Origin of the sequence: Pedobacter cryoconitis, from assembly GCF_003259615.1 — a bacterium.
Lineage (GTDB): Bacteria > Bacteroidota > Bacteroidia > Sphingobacteriales > Sphingobacteriaceae > Pedobacter > Pedobacter cryoconitis.
This window is the reverse complement of the sequence record NZ_QLLR01000002.1, coordinates 452,531-475,385: the sequence shown is the minus strand read 5'-3', so window position 1 is coordinate 475,385 and position 22,855 is coordinate 452,531. Positions and strand designations below refer to the sequence as shown.

The window sequence follows — 22,855 nt, the reverse complement described above, 5'->3', positions numbered from 1 at the left end:
TCCTTACTCAAATGAAATTCAGATATAAAACTATCCTGGTATTGTTCATGGCCATACTGAGTGCCTGTACCAAGGATTTTGATAAAATTAATACCAATCCTAATTCTCCGGAAACTACCAATACAGAGTTCCTGATGTCCGAAGTGATCTTGTCTACAGCTTATGCTTACCAGGAAAATGCAGCAGGCAGAAGACCTGCTTCTGCTGCAAGGTATCTTACACTGGTTCGTAATACTGGTTATGACCTGTTTGATTGGGGGCCGGTAGACTGGGACGATATATATGCACGTTTATCGGTGAATAAGACCTTGTTGGAAACTGCGCAAAGCCGTTCTGAAAACCAATATATCGCAATCAGTAAAATTATGAAGGCTTTTAATTTTGCTTACCTGACTGATTTGTATGGAGATATTCCTTATTCCCAGGCATTGAAATCGAAAGAAAGTAACCTCATTTATCCTGAATATGATCAGCAGCAGGTTATTTATCCTGATTTATTGAGAGAATTGCAGGAGGCCAACGATCTTTTAAAAGGAAGTACAGGAGAGATTAATGCTAAAGGTGATGCGCTGTTTAATGGCAAGGCGCTGCAATGGCGTAAGTTTGCCAATACCTTGCGTTTAAGGATGCTGTTGCGTATTTCAAAGGTTTATGGCGCTGCATTTACTGACATGCAGACCATTGTTAATGACAAGACCACTTATCCTGTTTTTGAAAGTAGTGCCGACAATGCAGCAGTTGCTTATCTGGGGAATTTAGCTGCCTATAGCTGGCCTGGAGGTCCGCTGGCGATGATTGATTTTGATTATCTAAAAACAAAAGTAAGTAAGGAGCTGGTTGACCGGCTTGTTCAAAGAAATGATCCGCGCATTGGCCTTTGGGTAGAACCAGTTAAAAGTACAACTGGTTCAACTGTAGATTTTAATAAATATGTTGGCGTACCTAATGCTATTGACGCACCTGCTTCATATAATGGGGGAGAGGATCATGTATCTGTTTTCTCTTCTTCTTTTTTCAGAAAAAATGGTGGTTCCGCTAACCCTTTATTGAATGCCAGTCTGATCACTTATACCGAGCAATGCTTTATTCTGGCAGAGGCTATCCAGAAAGGCAAAATTACTGTGCCGGGTGAAACTGCAGAATCGATGTACTATAAAGGAATCAAAGAGTCTATGAAAAGTTACGGACTTACAGCTCCCGCAAATTACTTTGACCAGGCCCTGGTTAAATATGATGGTACATTGGAGCAGTTGATCACTCAGAAATGGATAGCGATGCTGTTTAAAGGATCGGAAGGCTGGTTTGATCAGCGCCGAACTGGTTATCCCGCTTTTGTTACCGGCCCTTTGGCTGCTGGCAGGGGAATTCCAAAACGCTATGTTTTTCCAGATTCTGAAAGTGCGAAAAACAAGGTTAATTATCAGAAAGCTATTTCTGCTTTTGGCCCGGATAAAGAATCTACATTAATGTGGTACCTGAAATAATTTAAAACTTATCAAATGAACAAATCTATATATACTGCTGCACTGCTTGTTATTGCGGCCTTTACAAATATTCAAGCACAGGATTTTAACCCGAAACCTTTTCCAGACCGCGTAATTTTAACCTGGAAAGGTAATACTGCCGTTACCCAGACGGTAACCTGGCGTACTGATACTACAATTGCGGGTGCTAAAGCACAAATTAAAGCAGAAGATTCCAGTCCTGCATTAGAAGAGGCTATTACAGCTTATGATGCAGATTCCCGTGTATTACCTGGTGGTCAGAACTATGCGACAGCGAAGTATCACAGTGTTACTTTTAACAATCTGAAGCCCGGAACGGTATATGCTTACCGCGTAGGTGCAGGTGAGTATTGGAGTGAATGGTTTCAGTTTACCACGGCATCTGCTGATCAGAATAAACCTTTTTCTTTCATTTATCTGGGGGATGCACAGAATGACATTCGTTCTAAATGGTCACGTGTAATCCGTAAAGCTTTTGCCCATGAACCGGACGCACGTTTTATTATCCATACGGGTGATTTGATTAACAGGTCAAACAATGATCAGGAGTGGGGTGAATGGCACTATGGTGGTGGTTTTATTAACGGAATGGTTCCGAGTATGCCTTCACCGGGAAACCATGAGTATGTTCGTGATGATAAAAGAAAGCTGATTTTAGACCCACATTGGGGTTTACAATATACTTTGCCTGGAAATGGCCCGAAAGGTTTAGAGGAATCTGTTTATTATATCGACTATCAAAATGTACGTTTAATTTCATTGGATTCTCAAATGATAATTCTGGATGAGGCTTCTGCAAAGGCTGAGTATGAATGGCTGGAGAAGGTCTTAAAGGAAAATACGAAATTATGGACGGTCATTACTTTTCACCATCCTATCTTTTCCACTGCCAAAAGCAGGGACAATAAAGACTTCAGAGAGCGGTTTAAACCTTTATTTGACAAGTATCATATAGACCTGGTTTTGCAGGGACATGACCATACGTATAGCCGCGGACAGAATTTGCCACGCGGATTATCGGGCAGGGAAGCGAGCGGGCCAGTATACCTGGTTTCTGTTGCAGGCCCTAAAATGTATAAGGTGGACGGGGCAAAATGGATGAATGTTTCACTGGAAAATACACAGTTGTTCCAGGTGGTTCATGTGGATGGAGGAAATCTGAAGTTTGAAGCTTATAAAACCTCCGGAGAGTTATTTGATGCTTTTTCTCTGAAAAAATCGAGTAGGGATCATGCTGCGGAATTTATAGATATGAACCCTGCTGCAAAGCAATAATTATTAAATGATGAATTGTAAAACAAACTTACTGGTACTTGTACTCAGCTGTTTTGCTTTGATCACATTTGGGCAGCGGACAGTAGCGCCGCTTCCCAAATGTAAAAATGGCTTTATCGTGATTGCACATCGCGGAAGTCATCTGGTCAAACCTGAAAATAGTATAGCTGCAATTGAGGAAGCTATTGAGCTTGGTGCTGATTATGTGGAAATAGACCTGCGTACAACCCGTGATGGTCATTTGGTTTTAATTCACAATGAAACCGTAGACCATACGACTAGTGGAAACGGCAGAATTCAGGATTTGAACCTGGACGAGGTTGCAAAGTTGGCTTTGAATGCTAAAGATGGTCATTTATATAGCTTACCTTCTTTTATGGAAGCTTTAAAAGCCTGCAAGAACCGGATTAATATTTACCTTGATTTTAAGCAGGCTGATGTAGCTCAGGCTTATGAAGAAATTAAGGCTGCGGGTATGGAAAAGCAAGTGCTGGTTTATATCAACAAGGCTGAGCAATATACGGCATGGAGAGCATTGGCTCCGCAAATGCCGCTGATGTCTGGCTTGCCCAGGCAGATCAAAAAAGAAGACCTGATCACTTTTCTTGATAAAATGCCATTGGAAGCGACTGATAATATTTCAGATCCGGTGCTTATTGCCGCATTGAAGGAAAGTGGATTGTCTGTCTTTTTAGATGTGCAAATGGCTGATGAAGATTCGGTAAAATGGAAAGCGACAATGGAAAAAGGGGTTCAGGGTGTGCAAACCGATCATCCGGAAGCACTCCTGAGATACTTGAAAACAAATAATTTGCGCGATGGTCTAAAGGTTTCCGGACTTTAGGTTTTAAAAATAAGTGTGGATTGAAATTTGCGGTTCGAAATTAGTTTAACTGAGTTCGAACCTCTTTAAAACGAACAAAAGCAAACTGGCTGAGCCTAACGTTTTCAAATCTTTGCACAAATATGGATATATGAGTTATTATTACAAATAATTGTGTAGAATTGATTATAAAAGTTAATACGTGAAAGGTCAGCAAATTGATATTATCAAGTTTCCTATATCGCCTCTGGCTAAGGCTGGTATCCTGATTAAAAATATGACGGATAATACTAATGATGCTGAACATGATCACTCCAGGCCTCATCGTGATGATCATTGTCTGCTGATGATAGCTACAGGTGGCCAATTCGTGATTAATATCGACTTTGAGAATAATACAATAACAGCGCCGGCTATGCTGCTCATCTTTCCCGGCCAGGTTCATCATATTATTTCTGCCCGGAAACCGGTAGGCTGGGTGCTTAGTATAGACCCTGCATTAATAGACAAAGAATTTCAGCTTGTCCTGGAAAAAGGTTTTCGCTTACCTGTATCAGTAGATAGTAAATCTGGTTTTTATGAGCATGTGGTTATTTTAACTGGCCAAATGGAGAAATTACAGATAACTGCGGATAATCTTTATACCGTGCGTGCTATTCACTCCATACTCGATGCCATGCTTGGCTTAATTGTGGGGGAAATTGGAACAATCCATACACATGTCAAAACAAAAGCTAACCGGGCAGCTGTAATTGAACAGGCTTTTATACATTTGCTTAAACTACATTATAAGAATTGGAAACAGCCGGCCCGTTATGCAGCTGAACTTAATATTTCTGTTGCCCATTTATATGATACGATTAAAAATATGACTGGTGATTCTGTATCGGTTTATATTCAGCAATATTGTATGCTTGAAGCGAAGCGGTTACTTTGTTTTACCAAGTTTACAGTAAAGGAAATTGGTTATCAGGTAGGCTATGAAGAACCTGTTTATTTTGGAAAGCTTTTTAAAAAGGTAACAGGTTTAACCCCTTTACAATTCCGGCAGCAATACCACGATTAGGACTGTCATTCCAAGGTTTTGCTATATTTCTCGCTGCTTTTATACACTTTCTTTGCTGTATAAAATAAGTAAGAATGAATAAGCAGATAAATGTTCAGACCGTTTTAGATACGGTGAGAGAAGCAGGAGACTTGTTTCTTAAAGAATACAAGCAAAATAGTATACCAAACAGCAGGGAGCAGTTCTTTAAACAATTGGAAGCAATTGACGAACGCTGTATGGCTGTGTTAAAGGCAGGACTAACACCAGAATTTCCTGATATTCCCTGGAATACAATTGATGAATTTGATAACAACGGACAAAAACATCCGTTACCATTATCTGAATATTGGTTATGCGATGCAATGGATGGAGCAATACAATACTTGCAGCATATTCCTGGATGGACTATTAACCTGGTGCTCATCAGAAACGGGGAGTTGCATTTTTCGGTGATTTATGATCCGTTATCAAATGAAATGTTCTGGGCGCAGCAGGGGGCAGGTGCGTTTATGAATGGTAAACCTATTCAGCCCTCAGCTAAGACTGATCCGGGTATGATGCTGGCTGTTTTTGAATACGGACATCAGAAACCAGTTGTACCTGGCTTTAACGAAAAGCACGGCACTGTGGTGACAGCACTGTTAAATAAATTTGGTGTAGTCCGGAATTATGGTCCACATGGTTTGCAACTGGCTTATGTTGGTGCTGGCAGGATTGATGTATTTCATCAATTAGGGCTGGATACCTTCAATTGGCTGGCTGGTATTTTAATTGCCAGTGAAGCTGGTGTGGATATATTAAATGCTGATGGTGATAGCTGGACATGGGGTGATGAAAGTCTGGCCGTTTCTGTACCGGGCATTGCTGGTAAGTTCAACAATAAAACAGGTTCTTAATCAAATTCAGCATCATGAATATTACTATTATAGGGGCATCTTCGGGTATAGGACTTGCGACAGTAGAGCAGGCATTAGCACAAGGGCACAAGGTGACAGCCTTGTCTACTAATACAGCTAGTATACCTCTCCATGTGCATTTAACTAAAGTTAATGGCAGTGCGACTTCTGGCAGCGATTTGAAGAGCGTTATGGTTGGTGCCGATGTGGTAATTATAACTATCGGTACCAAGAATAAAAAGCCGAATACTTTGTTCTCTGACACTGCTCTTGCGCTGGTTAAAGCTGGTGTGGAATTAAATTTCAAAGCACCGGTATTAATCATTACCGGATTTGGTGCAGGCGATAGCAGCCGGTTTTTAGGCTTTTTTATGAAAACAGTGATCCTGTTTTTCCTGAAACATCAGTATATCAACAAAACACTGATGGAAGAAATCGTTGCAAATAGTGAGCTTAACTGGGAGATTGTTCGTCCGGGGATGCTCAGCAATGGCCCTTTAACCAAAAAGTATAAAGTACTGCCAAATCTTTATAAAGGCATCAAAATCGGGAAAATATCAAGGGCAGATGTGGCTGCTTTTTTATTAGAGGAAGCAGAAAATCCAGCCTTTCTTAAAAAATATCCGGCACTGACTCCATTTTTTTAAAGATGAAAGGCAACGTTTGGAACAACGTTGCCTGATTTTTTAACTTTTACCTAAGTTAATAATTTGCCTTGTCCAATGATCTTCTTTAACGGCATCAAGCAAACATTTCGCACAATCGGCGTATGGTAACAATTTGAAAGACATTTTGGTCTTGATTCCTGCTGTATATTGTCCCGTAGGCTTGGAGTGCGCTAAACCCGGAGCCCTGACAATAACCCAGTCCAATGTGCTTTTTTGAATGGCTGCTTCAGCGATTACTTTATCTTTGTAAGAATCACTGTAATAAAGACGGAGGAGTTTAATTGCTAATCTTGTTAAAAAAGAAAATTCTTCACCATCTGACTGTACAAATCCACTCATAAAAACTAAACGCTTTACTCCGGTTTTTTCACAGGCTTTGACAATGTTAGTCGTTCCTAAAGACATTAAATTACCGACCTTTTTGTGGTTGGAAGGCCCAAAGCAGCTAATCACAAAATCAATATTTTCAAGTGCTGCTACAAGGCTTTCTAAATCAGTTACATCTCCTTTTATAACTTTTAAATTTCTTTGTGGTTGCGCAGACTTGGGAGATCTCTCTATAACTGTAACTATATAGTTAGATTCAAGAGCCAATCGCACTACTTCTTTGCCGGTGGAACCTGTGCTTCCAATTACTGCTATATGTTTCATTCCAATTGTCTTAAACTATTAATTTTTGTTTTGATAAAGTTAGACAGTAGTTTTGTAGCGCACAACTATAGAGTATAGTCTATACATTTAATAAAGTTATCAACAAAAATCAGGCACATGCTAATCAACGAGTTATCAAAACGAACAGGAGTAACCATACATACATTGCGATTTTATGAGAACCTTGGTTTGATAAAAGGTAAAACAGATGAGGAAGTAAAATCAAACAAATACAAACAATACGATGAATCACTTATAGAAACTATAAATTGGATAATAGCGTCAAAAAAAGCCGGGTTCACCTTAGCTGAAATCAATATCTTAATACAAGATTGGTTTAATGGAAATCTGACATTATTTGAAAAGATTGAAATAGCTAAAAAAAAGATTAAAGAAGTTGATCTTAAAATTAAGGAGCTAAAAGAAGTAAAACGGTTTTTGCTACAGGCCAAAAAAGATGTGGAAAAGGGATTGTGCTGATAGTCACTTTGGTGAACTGAGACTAGTTTGTTGGAAAACCAATAAGGTGATATTTTAATAATATTGTGTGTTCAAATTAATTTACATAATTTATATAAAACAATTTTCTTTAAGATAAAAGGTGCTTTTATGTATTTAAACAGTGTTTATTTCTTTGTGTAAACTTTCAGATGAAAAAAAAAGTGTATATGTACTTGTTCATTTTGTTTTTTTTAAACTCAGTAAATTGTTTCCCGGATTTGTAAGCTAAAATATGTTAGATTTATTAAAACCGTAATTCACCTGAGACAAAAAAAATCATAAAAACATACCTTAATTCCTGCAATCAGCCATATAAGTGAGATTCAATTCTGATCACAGAATAAAATTTCAGCTAAGATTTCATCCATAGGCGGGCGTATCAGTCAGGAATATAGAACTTTATTTTTCTTTAAAACTAACAAATGAAACTACTTTAAATAGCGGTATGGGACTTCTTCGTCTCATTTTTTACGGAATAATTTAAATTACTTAAGGAATTTATTAACGTATTTATTTAATGAGAATAATTAATCCAGTATTATCTAAAAAGATATTTATCACGTTTTTAGCATTTTTCACCATCATTGCTATATCGGTTTTTTATCTGGATGATTCTATGCGCAGAAAGCTAAAACATATATCAAAAATATCAGAAAGCGTTATGCTTGACCAGGTTGCTTCAGACCAGGCTATGTTAAGGCTTCATCAGACAGAAGTTTTTTTTCAGAAATCATTTTTAGATCACTATGATAGTAAAACTGACTATAAGATAAAAGTCTATCATACACAGCTTTTGCAAGTTTTTGATGCAATAGATTCAGTGATCAGAAAAAAGCCGGAAACAGAGGGACTTTCAGCAGAGCAAGTTACTAAAATGTGGAACTGGTATAGTAAAAAGGGGGGATTGTCAACCAGATTATATCTACTCAAAAACTTATTCGATAATCTTCTGATTGCCAATCTTGAAGCCAATTTAAAAAACAGAGCACTCTCTAATGCCGGCTTAAACATTCATATGCCTGAAAGAAACCCTGAAAATTATACAGGTATCCTGAAGAAAGTTAAGTCAAATAAAAATAAAACTCTTTTTGGCAGAATAAAAGATGCTATTGTCAATAAAAGTAGTGATAGTGATCGTGCCTCAACATTGAATAATAAGCGTATATCCGAAGTTGTTGATTCAGTTACGCGTAAAATCATTGTAAATGATAAATATGTATATGAGAAAAAATTAAAACAGCTGCAGCTGGTCAGTGTAAATGTTATAGGCAGTCATAAAAAATTGATAGTCATTCATACTGAAATCAATGATAAACTGGAAAGTATTATTAATGATTCCAAAGAAATCAGTTATAAAATGCAACGTGAATTTAACTACTCTGCTTTTAAAAGTCTTAAAGAAACTACTCTGCTGATCAATAAATTTTTCATTGCAGCTATACTGATGATATTAATATTTGCTGTTTTGCTAATTGAGTTTCTAATCAAGCTACACCGGTCTGAAGAAATTTTGCTGATGAAAAATGAACAGTCAATGGTAATGGCTAAACAAAAAATGGATCTGTTGCTTTATATGAGTCATGAAGTACGCCATCCGCTTACTGCAATCAGGAGCTTTCTGCATTTATTCGCTAAAGCCGGTTTGTCACCAGCGCAAATAGAAATGCTGGAATCTATCAGGTTTTCATCGGATATGCTCCTGCATACTTTGAGTGATACACTGGATGCCGCGAAATTAGAAAGCTCAGAAATCAGGATTAATAATGCGCCTTTTAATCCCAATAATTTATTTAGCGAGGTCGTAGAAGGTTTAGGCTACGGTGCTGTTAAAAAGGACCTCAAAATGGATTATCACTTTAAAGGAGATGAACATGCTATTGTGCTTGGAGATGCATTAAGACTAAAACAAGTCTTATACAATTTATTAAGTAATGCTGTTAAGTATACAAAGGTTGGAGGTGTAAAAATAAACGCTAACCTATTATCAATTAAGGGGAACTATATTTTATATGTTGACATCACAGATACAGGTGAAGGCATAAGCTGTGAACAACAGGTTAACCTGTTCTCAAAATACCATCAAACAAATTCAGCACTTGGGAAAATCGGAACCGGACTTGGACTATACATATGTAAGTTATTGGTAGAAATGCAGGAAGGGAAAATTAATATGACCAATAGCGTGATTGGCAAGGGGAGCACATTTAGCTTTTATATTCCTTACGAATAAGAAATTATTATGCTCACCATAGCAAATCTCCATATAGGCCAATCTAAACAAACACATTCGAATAACTGACCCCATATATTTAATTAACCACCACATGCCTATAAACTGTTTAGTTGTTGACGATGATGAAATGGCGTTATCCCATTTATGTGATCTTATAAATCAAACCCCTTTTTTAAACCTTGTTTCTCGTCATAACCACCCGGTTGCTGCATTGAATGCTTTGGAAAATAACGACCTGCAGCTTGTTTTTCTGGATGTTAACATGCCCGGAATTAGTGGTATTGAATTGGCAAAGATAATTAACACCAGAGGTGAGGAGATTACCCCCCGGATAATCCTGACCTCCGGTTATGAGCGTTTTGCACTTGACGGATACAAAGTTAACGCTATCGATTACTTATTAAAGCCTGTGGAATATAAAGACTTTATCAATGCAGCTTATCAGGCCAAAAATATAATTGAACAGACCTCTAATCATAAAATAGCCAGTACAGCAGGTTATAATGATAATGAGTTTATTTTTTTAAGAGTTGAATACGAACTGGTCAAAGTATATCTTAAAAACATACTTTATATTGAAGGTTTTAAAGATTATGTTAAGATATATACCACAAACGCAGATGGTTATATCAAAGCATTGACCACGATGAAAAAGATGGAGGAAAAGCTATCAATTAATTCTTTTATCCGTATTCATCGCTCATTTATTGTATCACTGGATAAGATAGATTCCTTCACTGCTACGACGATAAAAATAAACAGAGCCATGATACCGGTGAGCAGTCAATATAAGGAGAGTTTTAAAAAATTTACGGATCGTTGGTTTTAATCCTTTAACACTCTTTTCAACCCTTGAATTTTCAGAAAAGACAATGATCAGTTTAAATAAGCCATTCATCGGTTGAAAATTGAAGTTAGGCGGCTTAATCCATCAAATCGTACATTGTTTGAGCCTGTTATACCAACAATAAAACTAACCTGTTTCAAATTGAATTATAATCAATCTGTAAGTGTATGTGCTTGTTTTTAAGGTGTTTGTTTATTTTGTGCTATTCCCTTGAAGCGGTTTTGTTAAAGGAGTCTGGTTGAAAATAATCGCAATAGTTTTCATGGGGTGATATTCTCATTTAATAGTATTGTATCAGCTGGTTTTATGTTTCTGCCATCATACTTATATCATGTGTCGAAACCACTGGAAGTCATGAGGTGAATAGTGGTAAATTGTATGTGTAAGAATTTTATTATATGATGATAAATTCTCAGGGTGAATAACCTCGAAAAACTTATAGTATCAATAAAATAAATCTAACTATGAAAAAACATCTACTTCTGACCTCGAAACCCATCTTCTTTGTCTTAGACCTTACTGCCCGGCAGTGGGTTAAAGACGGGATGGTTAAAAATAACAACTTTCTTGATAAGCTTTCAATTACAAAATTCCGGCTTACTGAACCTTAGGTGAAAACTTAGCGCCTGGCGCTATATCCAAATTCTCTTTTTTCCTGGACCTGATGAATTAAACCAATCAATTGTGGGTAAGGGATTCCTTTGCCTCAACTTTTTCAAATACAATATTTCAAAAATTAAATTATAACTGCCATGGCCACATCATTACGTTCTTTCCGGCTGAAAAACAACAGATTCGCCCGGAATTTGTGCTGCTTGTTTTTTATTTCAATAGGTTTGTTTCTTAATCAGAAGGCATCTGCCCAGATTAATTTAGCACTCGGTAAAACGGTAACCTCCTCAAGCACTGCTGCGGGGTCATCAAATAATAACCTGGTAGATGGTAGCTTTTCTACTGTTGCATCCACCAACAATACGCAAACGGGAGCAAATGCCGAATGGTATTTAGTCGATTTAGGGGATGACTACTATATTGAAAATGTAACAATCGGTGCAAATCCGGCAAATCCGGCGGGAGCAAGACGATTTATGATCGTTTCCTGGTCGAGCGGAGTAGCAGGGCCAGCAGGGCTCGGTATTGTACCGCCTAATTATCTGACCGGTGGCGCAGCCGGGGGAGGAAGTACTTCTCTTTATAACCGGTTATCTTATCAACTTGGAAGCGCTAATAGCTCAAGCCCGGTATCTAATTTTGATGTCAAACCAGCAGGACAAAATTTAGGTGTTGCATTTACAAACAATAAGTTCGCTTTTAACTTTGGAACTCATAAAGCCAGATATGTATTGCTGCTTAATTTGCAAAGAGCTGCATTTGATATTAGTGAATTACAGGTGTTTCAGAGTACAAAGGGTTCAGTAAGAACGTTTACCAATGGTGGATTTGAATCACAAGCCAGTCCGGGGGTAACACAAACACCTGAAGGAACGGTTGCTGGCTGGAGTTCAACAGAAGTTGTAGGTGCTGTTGTTGATGGAGAACAACCCATAAACGGTGGATTTATAGAAATCTGGCGTGACAATACAGTCAATGGTGGAGCAGGAGTTGTTCGATCACGTACCGGAAATTATTTTGCAGAACTTAATGCCTTTGTGAGTGCTGAGTTAGATCAGGAGCCTGTCTGTGTTTTGCAGGGCGAAACATTTACCTGGAGTTTTGCACATCGCGGCAGGCTTGGAGTAGATGTGATGGCTTTAAGGATTGATGATAAAGATGTAGCTCAATTTTCTGATAACAATGACCAGTCGGGTACCCACAACGGAACTTTATTAGCTACTGGTGTAGGTACAACTACGATTAAGGTTGGTGGGAATACACAAGCTACTGCAGGAACTATTGCGGGTAATGCAGATGCAAGGGGCTGGACACTCTGGACAGGAACCTGGGTGAATACCAGTGGCACCAGTAAAAAAGTTTCATTCGGATTTAGAGCGGTATCTTCAGCTGGGGGACAATTGGGCGCTGGTAATTTTATCGACGATGTTGGCCTGAGTTCACTTTCTGCTTTAGCCTCTTTCAATACCTCAACGGCTTTTGGACCAGAAAGCCAGGCGACTGCAAATCTTCCTAAAATCAGGCTTCAGGGAAATGTAACTCAAGCTAATTCTTCTATTAAACTTAATATTACCGGTGGAACTGCCACAAGAGGTTTAGATTATACCACAAAATTAAACGCAACCGATGCTGCTCCGAGTAACACCGGTTTGATTACTATTCCAATACCTATTGGAAATTATGACGGCACCGACGCAACAGCACTCAGCTTAGCTCCATATATTAAAATCCTAACAGATAAAATAAGTCCGGAACCTGATGAAACCATTATAGGTGTCTTGCAGGATGCTGTCGGTTTAGTGGTCATCGGGGATGCAGGAGCTTGTACAACTTCTAGTACAGCAGGAAATTTCAATTATACGATTACTGATACTCCGCCAATTGCGATAACCATAACGCCAACGAACGTCAGCTGCTTTGGAAGCAATAATGGGAAAGCAACACCTACCATAACAGGCGGTACAGGCACTTATACTTACTCCTGGAATACTACACCAGTACAAACAACCGCGACTGCTATTAATTTACCGCCAGGTACTTATGTTTTAACGGTAACTGATGCTGTTTCAGGTGAAGTCAGTACCGCATCTGCAGACATTACTCAACCTTTAGCTGCATTGGCTTCCAGTGGCATAATTACCAATACTAGTGCGCCTGCTGTCAATGACGGGGCTATAGATCTTTCTGTGACCGGGGGCACAGCACCTTATACCTATCTTTGGAGTAATGGTGCTGTTACTGAAGATGTTTCAGGATTAGCTTATGGAACTTACACTGTCAATATAAAAGATGCCAACGGCTGTTCAACGAGTAATTCTTTTCTCGTAAAAGCTACTCCGCAGGCAACGGACGTTACCAGCGGTACCAAGATTTCCAATGAATCTGCAGGGACAGTAATTTCACCCTTAGCAGGTACGGATGCCGATGGTACAATCGCAAGCTATACGGTGACAACTCTTCCACCTTCAGCTCAGGGAATTTTGACATTAAATGACGGGACACCGGTAACAACAAGTACTATTTTAACACCAGCACAAGCTGCTAACTTAAAATTTGTACCTAACAGCAGTTACATCGGTACGGTTACTTTCAATTTTACCGTAACAGATAATGACGGATTAGCCGATCTTACACCAGCAACTTATACGCTGAACGTTGGATCACCTCCGGAAACGAAAGATGTAACCAATCCAACACCAATATCCAATCAGGCAACAGGGACAACCATTGCACCTTTAGAAAGTAGTGATGCTAAAGATGGAGGGACGATCTCCAGTTATACCATCAGTACCTTACCTGCTCCAGCGCAGGGTACGTTAACATTAGTTGACGGGACATTGGTGACCGCCGGGCAGGTTTTAACACCAGCACAGGCATCAGGTTTGAAATTTACAGCGACACCAGGTTATACTGGTCCGGCAACTTTCACTTATACCTCAACAGATAACGATGGTTTTATAGATGCGACTCCGGCAACTTATACTTTAAATGTAGTAAGGCCAACGTCAGATTTAGCGGTTACTAAAACCGCGAGTCCTAAACCGGCTGTAGCAGGGCAAGCCTTAACCTATACCATAACTTTAACCAATAATGGATCAGGTAGTTTAGTGAACAGTGATGCCTTAACCTTAACAGATAATTTGCCAGCTGGATTTACTGCAACAAGTTATCATGCGAGTGCTGGTACTTATACCAGTATAAATGGGAATTGGACAGGTTTAACTTTAGCCACCGGGCAGTCTGCAACCATCACAGTTGCAGGTAATGTTTCCCCATCAGCTACAGGAACGCTGAATAACTCGGCAACTTTAACTTTACCTCCAAATATAACAGACCCTACACCGGATAATAATACGGGAACCGATGTTACACCAATAAGCGAAAAACCGGTATTAGTTGTGGAAAAAACCGGCCCGGCCAGTATAACCGCAGGCAATATTGCTCAGTACAAAATTAAAGTGAGCAATACAGGGCCAAGTAATGCAGTAGGGGCGATCATTAGTGATCAGGTTCCAGCTACTTTGACTGGCGTAAGCTGGACAAGTACCGTTGCAGGTAATGCAACAGTAACTACCGGGGCTGTCGGAACAGGAAATAACGTTTCCTTAACAGGGAATATCCCAACCGGAGCTGCCAATTTCATTACCCTTACGGTTACCGGAACGTTGAGCCCGGGCGCTACAGGCTCTCTGGTAAATACCGCAACGGCCACACCAGGTCCGCAGCAACCAAACGGTACAGGTGGTAGTTCTGCATTTACCAGTACGATTAACAATACCACAGGAATTACGATTGCCAAAACGGCGCCGGCAAAGGCCACATCGGGAGGAGCAATCAACTATCAATTGGAAATTGGTAACAATGGGCCAAGTGATGCTGTTGCAGTAAATATTAATGATGCTATATCAGCGCAAATCAGTAATGTAAGCTGGACTACCCAGATAGCTGGAGGTGCCGCCATTATCTCTGGATCATCGGGCAATACAAATACACTAGCCATTGTTGCTAATATTCCAGCAGGATCAACAAACAAAGTGATCGTAAATATTACTGGAAATATAGCTTCATCTTACACAGGCACATTAACTAATACAGCATCAGCTACCCCACAGGGAGGGCCTGCGGTAACGGCAACTGCCACTACAAATGTAACAGCATTACCAACCTTTGATTTTAGTAAAACAGGGCCTTCCAGTACACTGGCAGGTAGTCAGATTCAGTATATCCTGACTACTAAGAATACAAGTCTGTCTAACAGTACCGCTAGTGTCATTAGTGATATAGTACCTGCATCCATAAGTAATGTAACCTGGACAGCTGCTGTGAAATCCGGAACAGCAACCATTACAAATGGTACTACCGGAACCGGGAATAGTGTGGCTGTAACTGCAAATACTAATCCTGCCGCAATTATAGAAATTACTATCAATGGTACAATTGGTGCTGGCTTCAGCGGGAATGTCTTTAACAGTGCGAAAATTTCGCCAGCAGAAGCAGGAACTACAGAAGTCATCTCTTCAACCAATACCACTGTACAACGTACGCCAAAACTGGCCATTCAGAAAAATGGCCCGGCAAACATAAAAGCAGGTCAGCCTATCACCTATACGATTACTGTAAACAATTCAAGTACAGCCAATGCAATAGGTAGTGTAATTACTGATGCTATTCCGACAGGGATCTTAAATCCAGCCTGGACAAGTACGGTGAATGGTGCAGCAACCATTACAGCAGGTGCCTCTGGAAATTCCAGTAATTTAAGTGTAACCGGAAATATCCCGGCAGGAGCAAGTAACGCTATAGTGATTACGGTAACTGGTATAGTAGATCCATCACAGACTGCTACCTTGGTTAACACCGCTATAGCTACTCCGGCCGAACCGGGAAGTACCCCTGCAACTTCAACCGCAGTCAATACGCAGGTAACACTAGCACCTAATATCAGCCTGAATAAAACCGGGCCTGCAACAATTGCTGCTGGTCAGCAAATCACTTATCAGATTGATGCTATTAATAATGGACCATCAAACGCAAGTAATCTGGCCATAGCCGATATTATCCCAAATGAACTAACCAATGTAAAATGGACTGCTACTGCTGCCGGAACATCAATTATTAATGGCAGTGCTACAGGAACAGGAAACACCCTGAATATCAATGCGGATCTTAAAACAGGAAACACTAATAAATTAAGTATTGTGATTACCGGAGATATAGCACCAGGACAGGTTGCAGCTAATATCTCGAATACTGCCACTGCCACTCCAGGCGAGCCTGGTATTCCTCCAGTCAATTCAAATACCGTCAATACAGCTATTATTGTTAAAAGCGGATTGTCTGTTGTTAAATCCGGCCCGGCTACAGTTGATGCCGGTGGTCATATTACCTATACCTTATTGGTAGGAAATAACGGGCCGAGTAATGCTGTCGGCGCTTTAGTTCAGGATCAGCTTCCTGCCGGTATTTCAGGTATTACAGCTACCAGTAAGACCAGTGGAGCTGCCAGTGTAACAACGGCAGTAAATGTGACTGCGAATTTGCTGACTTTAACAGGTGATATACCTGCAGGAAATGGAAACTCTATTCTGATCACTATTAATGGAAAAGTAGATGTGGCAATTGCTGCTTCATCCATTACCAATACAGCAACAGTAACGCCAAGCGGAGGTTCGCCAATTTCTTCGAATCCGGTAACCAGTACAATCTCGCAGACTGCAGATTTAAAAATCACTAAAACAGGCCCGCAAAAATTGATTTCGGGTGAAAATGTGACCTATACATTGACAGTGAGTAATGCTGGCCCATCCAATGTTACAGGAGCGGTTATTACAGATGTTGTACCCGCAGGAATTATCAATACCACGTGGGTTGCAACTGCCAGTGCCGGGGCTTCAGTAAGCGCAACAAATGGCAGTGGAAATAACGTTAGTTTAACGGGCAATCTGCCTGCCAATACCACTGAAAGTATTACCATTACTATTCACGGAAAAGTAGACCCAACCTTTACAGGAACTACAATTTCGAATACAGCAACCGCAACTCCTCCTGCCGGGGTAACTGATCCGTCTCCGGCTACTTCTACTGTAACCAGTACAATAACCAGAGTTGCTGATGTTACCATGAGTAAATCTGCACCTGCTAATGCTGGTGCCGGAGAGTCAATTACCTATGTATTACATATCACAAATTCAGGTTTAACAACAGCAGTCAATACGCATGTTGTTGACAATTTAGATCCACGGATTGAATCCGCTACCTGGAATGTGACCAGTATTTCTGCTGGTGCCACTACCACGGTAAACTCAGGGTCAGGTAGTATTGACTTAGCTGCTGATATACCTTTTGGAGGATTTGTAGATATTACCATTAACGGAACTATCGCTGCGGGCGCTTCAGTTGGAGATAATATTCCAAATACTGCTTCTGCTACTGTTGACCCTTCGATTACGGATTCAAACCCCGCTGATAATACCACCACTGTGGGTACCCTGATCAGAGCGAACGCTAACTATAGAATTTCTAAAGCAGGGCCCAGCACTGTAAAAGTTGGCGAGACCATTACTTATACCATCCTGGTTGAAAATACAGGTGTCAGCAATATAACAGGAGCAATTATCAAAGATGATTTACCGGGATCAATAATCAATACAACCTGGACAGCCACAGGCGCTAATGGAGCTGTTCCATCAGTAGCGAATGGATCAGGCAATATTGACATCACAGGTAATCTTCCTGCAAATAATGGTAAAATTACCATTGTCGTAACAGGCTTGGTAACCCCTGCGGCCGATATGTCTATCGTCAATGTAGCAACTGTACAAGTTTCTCCGGATCTGCCAGTAGAATCTTCTAAAACTACAGCGGTCATTAAATCGGCAGACGTTTCTATTTCGAAAAGCGGGCCGGCAAATGTAGTCTCAGGCGACAATATCACTTATACGCTGGTAGCCGCAAATAACGGCCCGGCAGATGTATCAAACCTGGTTGTCAAAGATGTGATGCCAGCCGCACTGCAAAATGTAACCTGGAGTGTAGTATTAAGTGGAAATTCAAGTTTAGCAGCCGGAGGTACACTGACTGGAAATGGAGACGTCGATCTTCCTTTAAATATTCCAGCAGGAACGTCAAATTTTGTGACCGTCACTATTACTGGAAAAGTCCCTTCTAATACTTCAAACGGTCAATTGGTAAACACTGCAAACATTGATTTAAATGCTGCTGGTGGCATCACAGATTATAATTTAGCAAATAATGCTGCTACAGTAAATACGACAATTACCAGCGATCCAATATTAAATGTTGAAAAAACAGGGCCTGCAAATGCTGATGCTGGAGGTGCAATATTTTATACGATCCGGTTAACAAATAGTGGTTTAAGTGACGCAACAGGTGTTAAATTATCAGATTTGGTACCAGCACAAGTAAACGTTAGCGGATGGACGACCAGTATGGAAGGAGCAGCAACGATTACTACGGGGGCTACAGGAACCGGAAATGATGTGAACATAACCGGCGATATTCCTGCGGGAAGCGGAAATGCAATTGTTGTAAATATTACCGGCACAATAAACGCCTCATACCGTGGTAATATCAGTAATACAGCCTATGCAGAAACAGCAGATGGGACACCAGTTCCGTCCAATCCTGTAACTACTGTTGTAGGTCTGAAAGCCGGACTAACGATTGTTAAAAATGCACCAGCTCAAATTGCAGCAGGTGAGGCAATAACCTATACTATTCAGGTTAACAATACCGGGCCGAGCAACTTGTCTGCTAACGTAATTACGGATGATGTACCAGCTGCAATAACCAATGTGACCTGGAGTGCCACCGCAAATGGTGGTGCTAAAATCAATACTGGTGCCACTGGTACAGGTAATACACTCAGCTTAAACGCAGATTTACCTGCAAATAGCGGTGTATTGATTACCGTTACTGGTATTGTGCCGAGCAGTTATACCGGGACGTTAGAGAATTTCGCAACAATTACACCTCCAACAACCAGTGGTGTACCGCCCGTTACTTCAACTCCTGTAACTACAATTGTAACTAAGGAATCTAAATTGGTTTTCTCTAAAGGAGCACCAGCAACAATTTCTTCCGGACAAAAAATAGTCTACACCTTAACCCTGGAAAATACAGGGCCTTCTGATGCAACAAACAGTATCATTGCCGATGTTGTTCCAAATCAAATATTACCAGCAACCATATCCTGGATAGCGATTGCTACCAATGGCGCAACCATAAACAGTGGAGACAGCGGTAATGGAAGTGCAAACGTGAGCAGCGATGTAAATGTGCCAGTAGGTGGGAAGGTAGAGATCAGAATTGAAGGGACCATAGATCCGGATTATACTGGTAACTTAACTAATACTGCGACCGTTACACCAGACAATGGAACAGGCACACCTATTCCTTCTACAAGTACAACAACTGTAGCTGCCCAGTCAGATCTGGTGATTACAAAATCTGCTCCGGCACAGTTAACAGCAGGGCAGGACATTACTTACAACATTCATGTTAAAAATAATGGGCCAGGTAACGCATCTGGTGTTGATATTTCGGATGTTGTTCCAAATGGTATTGAAAATGTAAACTGGACTGCAAATGCACAAGGACTGGCGACAATTAACGGAGCCAGCACCGGGAAAGGAAATGTAACCCTCAATGTGAATATACCAGCAGGTGCAGCTGATGGAATGACGGTGACTATTACCGGAAAAGTGAATGCCGCTTTTTCTGGTGACCTTGTTAACCAGGCCACGGCAGCAGTTTATGGCTTAACACAAACCGCTACGGTAACGACCAACATTACCCGCAGGCCAGTACTCAGCATCACAAAAACTGGTTCAGCAAGTGTAACCCCAGGCAGTGCCATAACCTATCAGCTTATTGTCAAAAACACGAGCGAAAGTGACGCCTTGCAAGCGGTTATTCTGGATCATATACCAGCGGGAGTAGAAAATGTAAAATGGATAGCAACTGTTCAGGGATCGGCCAAAATAAACGGGGCTTCCGATGGCACAGGTGATGTAACTGTCAATGCTGATATTCCAGCCGGAGCAGCAAACCTGCTTACTGTTGATATTACAGGCACACTCGCCACTACAGCCACAGGTTATATCGTGAACAGCGCGACTGTTACACCTTCTGAATCGGGAGGAAAAGATGTCAAAACTTCAACAGAAGTAAATACAGCCGTTAAACCTGCCGGTCAGCCAGATGCAGCGCGAACGCTTACAGATACCCCTGTAAACATTCCAGTTAAAACGAACGACGCGAATTCAGACACTTATACTGTGGTTAAAGATGGCGGTCCGGCAAACGGAACAATAACAGTGAATGCAGACGGAACGATAACTTATATACCAGCAGTGGGCTTTACTGGAACCGATAGCTTTACCTACAGGTTGGAAACTCCGGAAGGCACACTTTCCGATCCGATAACCGTAGTGGTCACTATATACAATGCAAGTTTCAGCTTGCAAAAAGTGGCGGGCACGGCTCCAGTATCCATTGCGGGTGATGTGATTAATTATAACTTAACACTAACCAATACCGGGCAGTCTGCTTTGAGCAATATCGCTATAACAGACAGTGGCGCAGATGCCGGATCAATTACTCCGGCGAACATCGCCACACTGGCAATAGGAGGTTCAGCTACAGTAACAGCTAAGCATACTTTAACACAGGCGGAGGTAAACAGCGGCAGCTATAGTAACCAGGCTGGTGGAACGGGTAAAGATGAAGATGGGAACCCTATTTCATCAAAATCTGATGATCCTTCGACACCTGTAATTGGCGATCCTACTGTGGTAACTATTCAGCAAATTCCTGGCCTTACGTTAGTCAAAACAGGAGTACAATCGGCAAATGGTACACAGATGGTTTACCAGTTCCTGATTAAGAATACAGGTAACGTTACCCTGAATACTTTTACACTGAACGATGCCAAATTAGGTATTGCCAATGAGGCGATCACTATCGATGGTGGATTAGCACCAGGGGCCACTGCCACGATAAGCAGAACATACACGCTTACGCAGGCTGATCAGGATTTGGGTACAGTAACCAATACCGCCAGTGTAAATGCTAAAACCCCTTCTGGAGCAGATGTAACTGATATTTCTGGAACTGAAGAAAATAATGATACGCCTACACTAATTAAATTGAAGGCAATACCAGGCGTCTCCATTGTTAAAACAGCCACCTTGTCAACGAATGAAACTCAGCTGGTTTATCAGTTTGTAATTAAGAATACAGGGAATGTTACCCTGAATACTTTTACCCTGACTGATGTCAAATTAGGCATCGCCAGCGAGGCGATAACAATTGCGGGCGGACTTGCACCAGGTGCAAGCACTAGCTTAAGCAAAACTTACACACTTACACCGGCCGATATTAATCTGGGTACAGTAACCAACACGGCCAGCGTACATGCGAAAAGCCCTGATGGAAAGGATATAAGTGATATCTCCGGAACTGCCGAAAGTAATGATACGCCAACTGTAATTGCCTTGCCATTCCCTGATATCACAGTTCCAAACCTTTTCACCCCAGACGGTGACGGACGGAACGATACATTCGAAATCCGTGGGCTGGACAGGTACGAAAAGAATGAGCTTATCATTGTTAATCGCTGGGGGAATGAGGTTTATAAGACCTCAGGCTACAAGAATACATGGGCAGGAGACGGTTTAAGTGAAGGCACTTACTATTACCTTTTAAAGCTTAAAAAGGATACAAATAGTAGCTGGAAGGTATTGAAAGGTTTCATTACACTAATGAGAAATAAATAAGGACGATGTATAATAAGATTCATATGAAAAAGAGCATATTCATCATTTTGGCGGCTGTGGTACTCATAGGCCATGCTGCCAAAGCCCAACAAGATGCGCAATACAGCCAGTATATCTTCAATGGGATTTACATTAACCCCGCATACGCAGGATACAAAGAGGTGCTGAACATGCACAGTTTCTACAGGAACCAGTGGACAGGTATTGAAGGTTCTCCTAAAACGTTGTCGCTGGCAGTAGATGCGATTGCCAATGATGGAAATGTGGGGCTGGCATTGCAGATCGTCAGTGACAAATTAGGGGCACAAACTAATACCTCTACCTATGCTAGTTATTCTTACCGTTTGCGCATGAATACAGATGGTAGTTCCAGGCTGGCCTTCGGACTAAGCGGGGGAATTACACAGTTAGGTTTGGACGCTGGTAAATTGCATCCTAATGATCCTGAGTACAGTGTAGGAAATGGCAACAATAATATTATACTTCCCGATGCCAGGGTAGGTATCTACTTTTCCAACAATCAATTTTTTGCGGGGCTTTCTGCGGATAATCTTATTTCCTCCAGGTATAGTGATTCAAAATTCAGGGATATTCCTAAGCCAAGCATCCACAGCTACTTTACTGCGGGAATGCTTATCCCCTTAAGTACAGGCATCCAATTGAAGCCTTCCTTCCTTTTTAAAGAGGACTTTAACGGGCCAACCAGTCTTGATCTGAATGCCTTTATGTTATTTGGTGAAAAACTCTGGATAGGCGGTTCTTACCGGACAGGGGTTAAATTGTGGGATAAGAAAAACCTGCAAAAAGACCTGAGCAGGTTGAATTCTGTGGTGGGGGCGATTGAGGTTTTTCCGACCAGTTCATTGAGAATAGGTTACGCTTACGATTTTAGTGTGGGGCCTTTGCAATCTTACAGCGGTGGAACCCATGAAATATCAATTGCATTTATGTTCCGCAGAGGAGATATGAGAATGACTACACCAAGGGTATTTTAAGT

13 protein-coding genes are annotated in these 22,855 nt (G+C 40.8%); 12 read left to right on the top strand and 1 reads right to left on the bottom strand.

The window, feature by feature from the left end; translation table 11 throughout:
* Nucleotides 1-11: 11 nt before the first annotated feature.
* The 6 genes from LY11_RS04930 to LY11_RS04905 all read left to right on the top strand — a co-directional run bounded on the left by LY11_RS04930 (nt 12) and on the right by LY11_RS04905 (nt 6,194).
* Nucleotides 12-1,484, top strand: a complete 1,473-nt coding sequence (locus LY11_RS04930) for a SusD/RagB family nutrient-binding outer membrane lipoprotein (protein WP_111632598.1) — start codon at nt 12-14, stop codon at nt 1,482-1,484.
* Nucleotides 1,485-1,499: 15 nt separating this feature from the next.
* A complete protein-coding gene (locus LY11_RS04925; RefSeq protein ID WP_111632597.1) occupies nt 1,500-2,780 on the top strand; it encodes a purple acid phosphatase family protein in 1,281 nt (426 codons plus the stop codon).
* 7 nt (nt 2,781-2,787) lie between these two features.
* Nucleotides 2,788-3,624: a glycerophosphodiester phosphodiesterase family protein gene (locus tag LY11_RS04920; protein WP_211321489.1), complete on the top strand. Its 837-nt coding sequence runs from the start codon at nt 2,788-2,790 to the stop codon at nt 3,622-3,624.
* Nucleotides 3,625-3,805: 181 nt separating this feature from the next.
* Nucleotides 3,806-4,669 carry a helix-turn-helix domain-containing protein gene (locus tag LY11_RS04915; protein ID WP_111632596.1) on the top strand — a complete coding sequence of 288 codons (864 nt, stop codon included), beginning with the start codon at nt 3,806-3,808 and terminating at the stop codon, nt 4,667-4,669.
* A gap of 74 nt (nt 4,670-4,743) precedes the next feature.
* On the top strand, nt 4,744-5,547 hold the full coding sequence (locus LY11_RS04910; protein ID WP_111632595.1) for an inositol monophosphatase family protein: 804 nt from the start codon (nt 4,744-4,746) through the stop codon (nt 5,545-5,547).
* Nucleotides 5,548-5,561: 14 nt separating this feature from the next.
* Nucleotides 5,562-6,194 (top strand): NAD(P)-dependent oxidoreductase, encoded by a 633-nt coding sequence (locus LY11_RS04905; protein ID WP_111632594.1) that lies wholly within the window; start codon nt 5,562-5,564, stop codon nt 6,192-6,194.
* A gap of 39 nt (nt 6,195-6,233) precedes the next feature.
* Here the strand turns inward: LY11_RS04905 and LY11_RS04900 are convergent, their stop codons facing one another.
* The gene (locus tag LY11_RS04900; RefSeq protein WP_111632593.1) at nt 6,234-6,866 is read right to left on the bottom strand and encodes an NAD(P)-dependent oxidoreductase; all 633 of its coding nucleotides are present in this window, start codon (nt 6,864-6,866) and stop codon (nt 6,234-6,236) included.
* A 117-nt stretch (nt 6,867-6,983) separates the two neighbouring features.
* Between LY11_RS04900 and LY11_RS04895 the strand changes: the two genes are divergently transcribed.
* The 6 genes from LY11_RS04895 (at nt 6,984) to LY11_RS04875 (ending at nt 22,853) form a co-directional block, all read left to right on the top strand.
* Nucleotides 6,984-7,346, top strand: coding sequence for a MerR family transcriptional regulator (locus tag LY11_RS04895; protein ID WP_111632592.1), 363 nt, complete (start codon nt 6,984-6,986; stop codon nt 7,344-7,346).
* 538 nt (nt 7,347-7,884) lie between these two features.
* On the top strand, nt 7,885-9,597 hold the full coding sequence (locus LY11_RS04890; RefSeq protein ID WP_111632591.1) for a sensor histidine kinase: 1,713 nt from the start codon (nt 7,885-7,887) through the stop codon (nt 9,595-9,597).
* A 94-nt stretch (nt 9,598-9,691) separates the two neighbouring features.
* The gene (locus LY11_RS04885) at nt 9,692-10,429 is read left to right on the top strand and encodes a LytR/AlgR family response regulator transcription factor (RefSeq protein WP_111632590.1); all 738 of its coding nucleotides are present in this window, start codon (nt 9,692-9,694) and stop codon (nt 10,427-10,429) included.
* Between the two features lie 482 nt (nt 10,430-10,911).
* Nucleotides 10,912-11,058, top strand: a complete 147-nt coding sequence (locus tag LY11_RS26655; protein ID WP_170132628.1) for a hypothetical protein — start codon at nt 10,912-10,914, stop codon at nt 11,056-11,058.
* 141 nt (nt 11,059-11,199) lie between these two features.
* The gene (locus tag LY11_RS04880; protein ID WP_111632589.1) at nt 11,200-21,858 is read left to right on the top strand and encodes a beta strand repeat-containing protein; all 10,659 of its coding nucleotides are present in this window, start codon (nt 11,200-11,202) and stop codon (nt 21,856-21,858) included.
* 23 nt (nt 21,859-21,881) lie between these two features.
* Complete coding sequence (locus LY11_RS04875; RefSeq protein ID WP_111632665.1) at nt 21,882-22,853, top strand: PorP/SprF family type IX secretion system membrane protein; 972 nt, start codon at nt 21,882-21,884, stop codon at nt 22,851-22,853.
* Nucleotides 22,854-22,855 lie beyond the last annotated feature (2 nt).

What these genes read in the sequence shown, in the direction of transcription:
- LY11_RS04930 (WP_111632598.1), top strand. Translation starts at nt 12, where the DNA reads ATGAAATTCAGATATAAAACTATCCTGGTATTGTTCATGGCCATACTG.
- LY11_RS04925 (WP_111632597.1), top strand. Translation starts at nt 1,500, where the DNA reads ATGAACAAATCTATATATACTGCTGCACTGCTTGTTATTGCGGCCTTT.
- LY11_RS04920 (WP_211321489.1), top strand. Translation starts at nt 2,788, where the DNA reads ATGATGAATTGTAAAACAAACTTACTGGTACTTGTACTCAGCTGTTTT.
- LY11_RS04910 (WP_111632595.1), top strand. Translation starts at nt 4,744, where the DNA reads ATGAATAAGCAGATAAATGTTCAGACCGTTTTAGATACGGTGAGAGAA.
- LY11_RS04905 (WP_111632594.1), top strand. Translation starts at nt 5,562, where the DNA reads ATGAATATTACTATTATAGGGGCATCTTCGGGTATAGGACTTGCGACA.
- LY11_RS04900 (WP_111632593.1), bottom strand. Translation starts at nt 6,866, where the DNA reads ATGAAACATATAGCAGTAATTGGAAGCACAGGTTCCACCGGCAAAGAA.
- LY11_RS04895 (WP_111632592.1), top strand. Translation starts at nt 6,984, where the DNA reads ATGCTAATCAACGAGTTATCAAAACGAACAGGAGTAACCATACATACA.
- LY11_RS04890 (WP_111632591.1), top strand. Translation starts at nt 7,885, where the DNA reads ATGAGAATAATTAATCCAGTATTATCTAAAAAGATATTTATCACGTTT.
- LY11_RS04885 (WP_111632590.1), top strand. Translation starts at nt 9,692, where the DNA reads ATGCCTATAAACTGTTTAGTTGTTGACGATGATGAAATGGCGTTATCC.
- LY11_RS26655 (WP_170132628.1), top strand. Translation starts at nt 10,912, where the DNA reads ATGAAAAAACATCTACTTCTGACCTCGAAACCCATCTTCTTTGTCTTA.
- LY11_RS04880 (WP_111632589.1), top strand. Translation starts at nt 11,200, where the DNA reads ATGGCCACATCATTACGTTCTTTCCGGCTGAAAAACAACAGATTCGCC.
- LY11_RS04875 (WP_111632665.1), top strand. Translation starts at nt 21,882, where the DNA reads ATGAAAAAGAGCATATTCATCATTTTGGCGGCTGTGGTACTCATAGGC.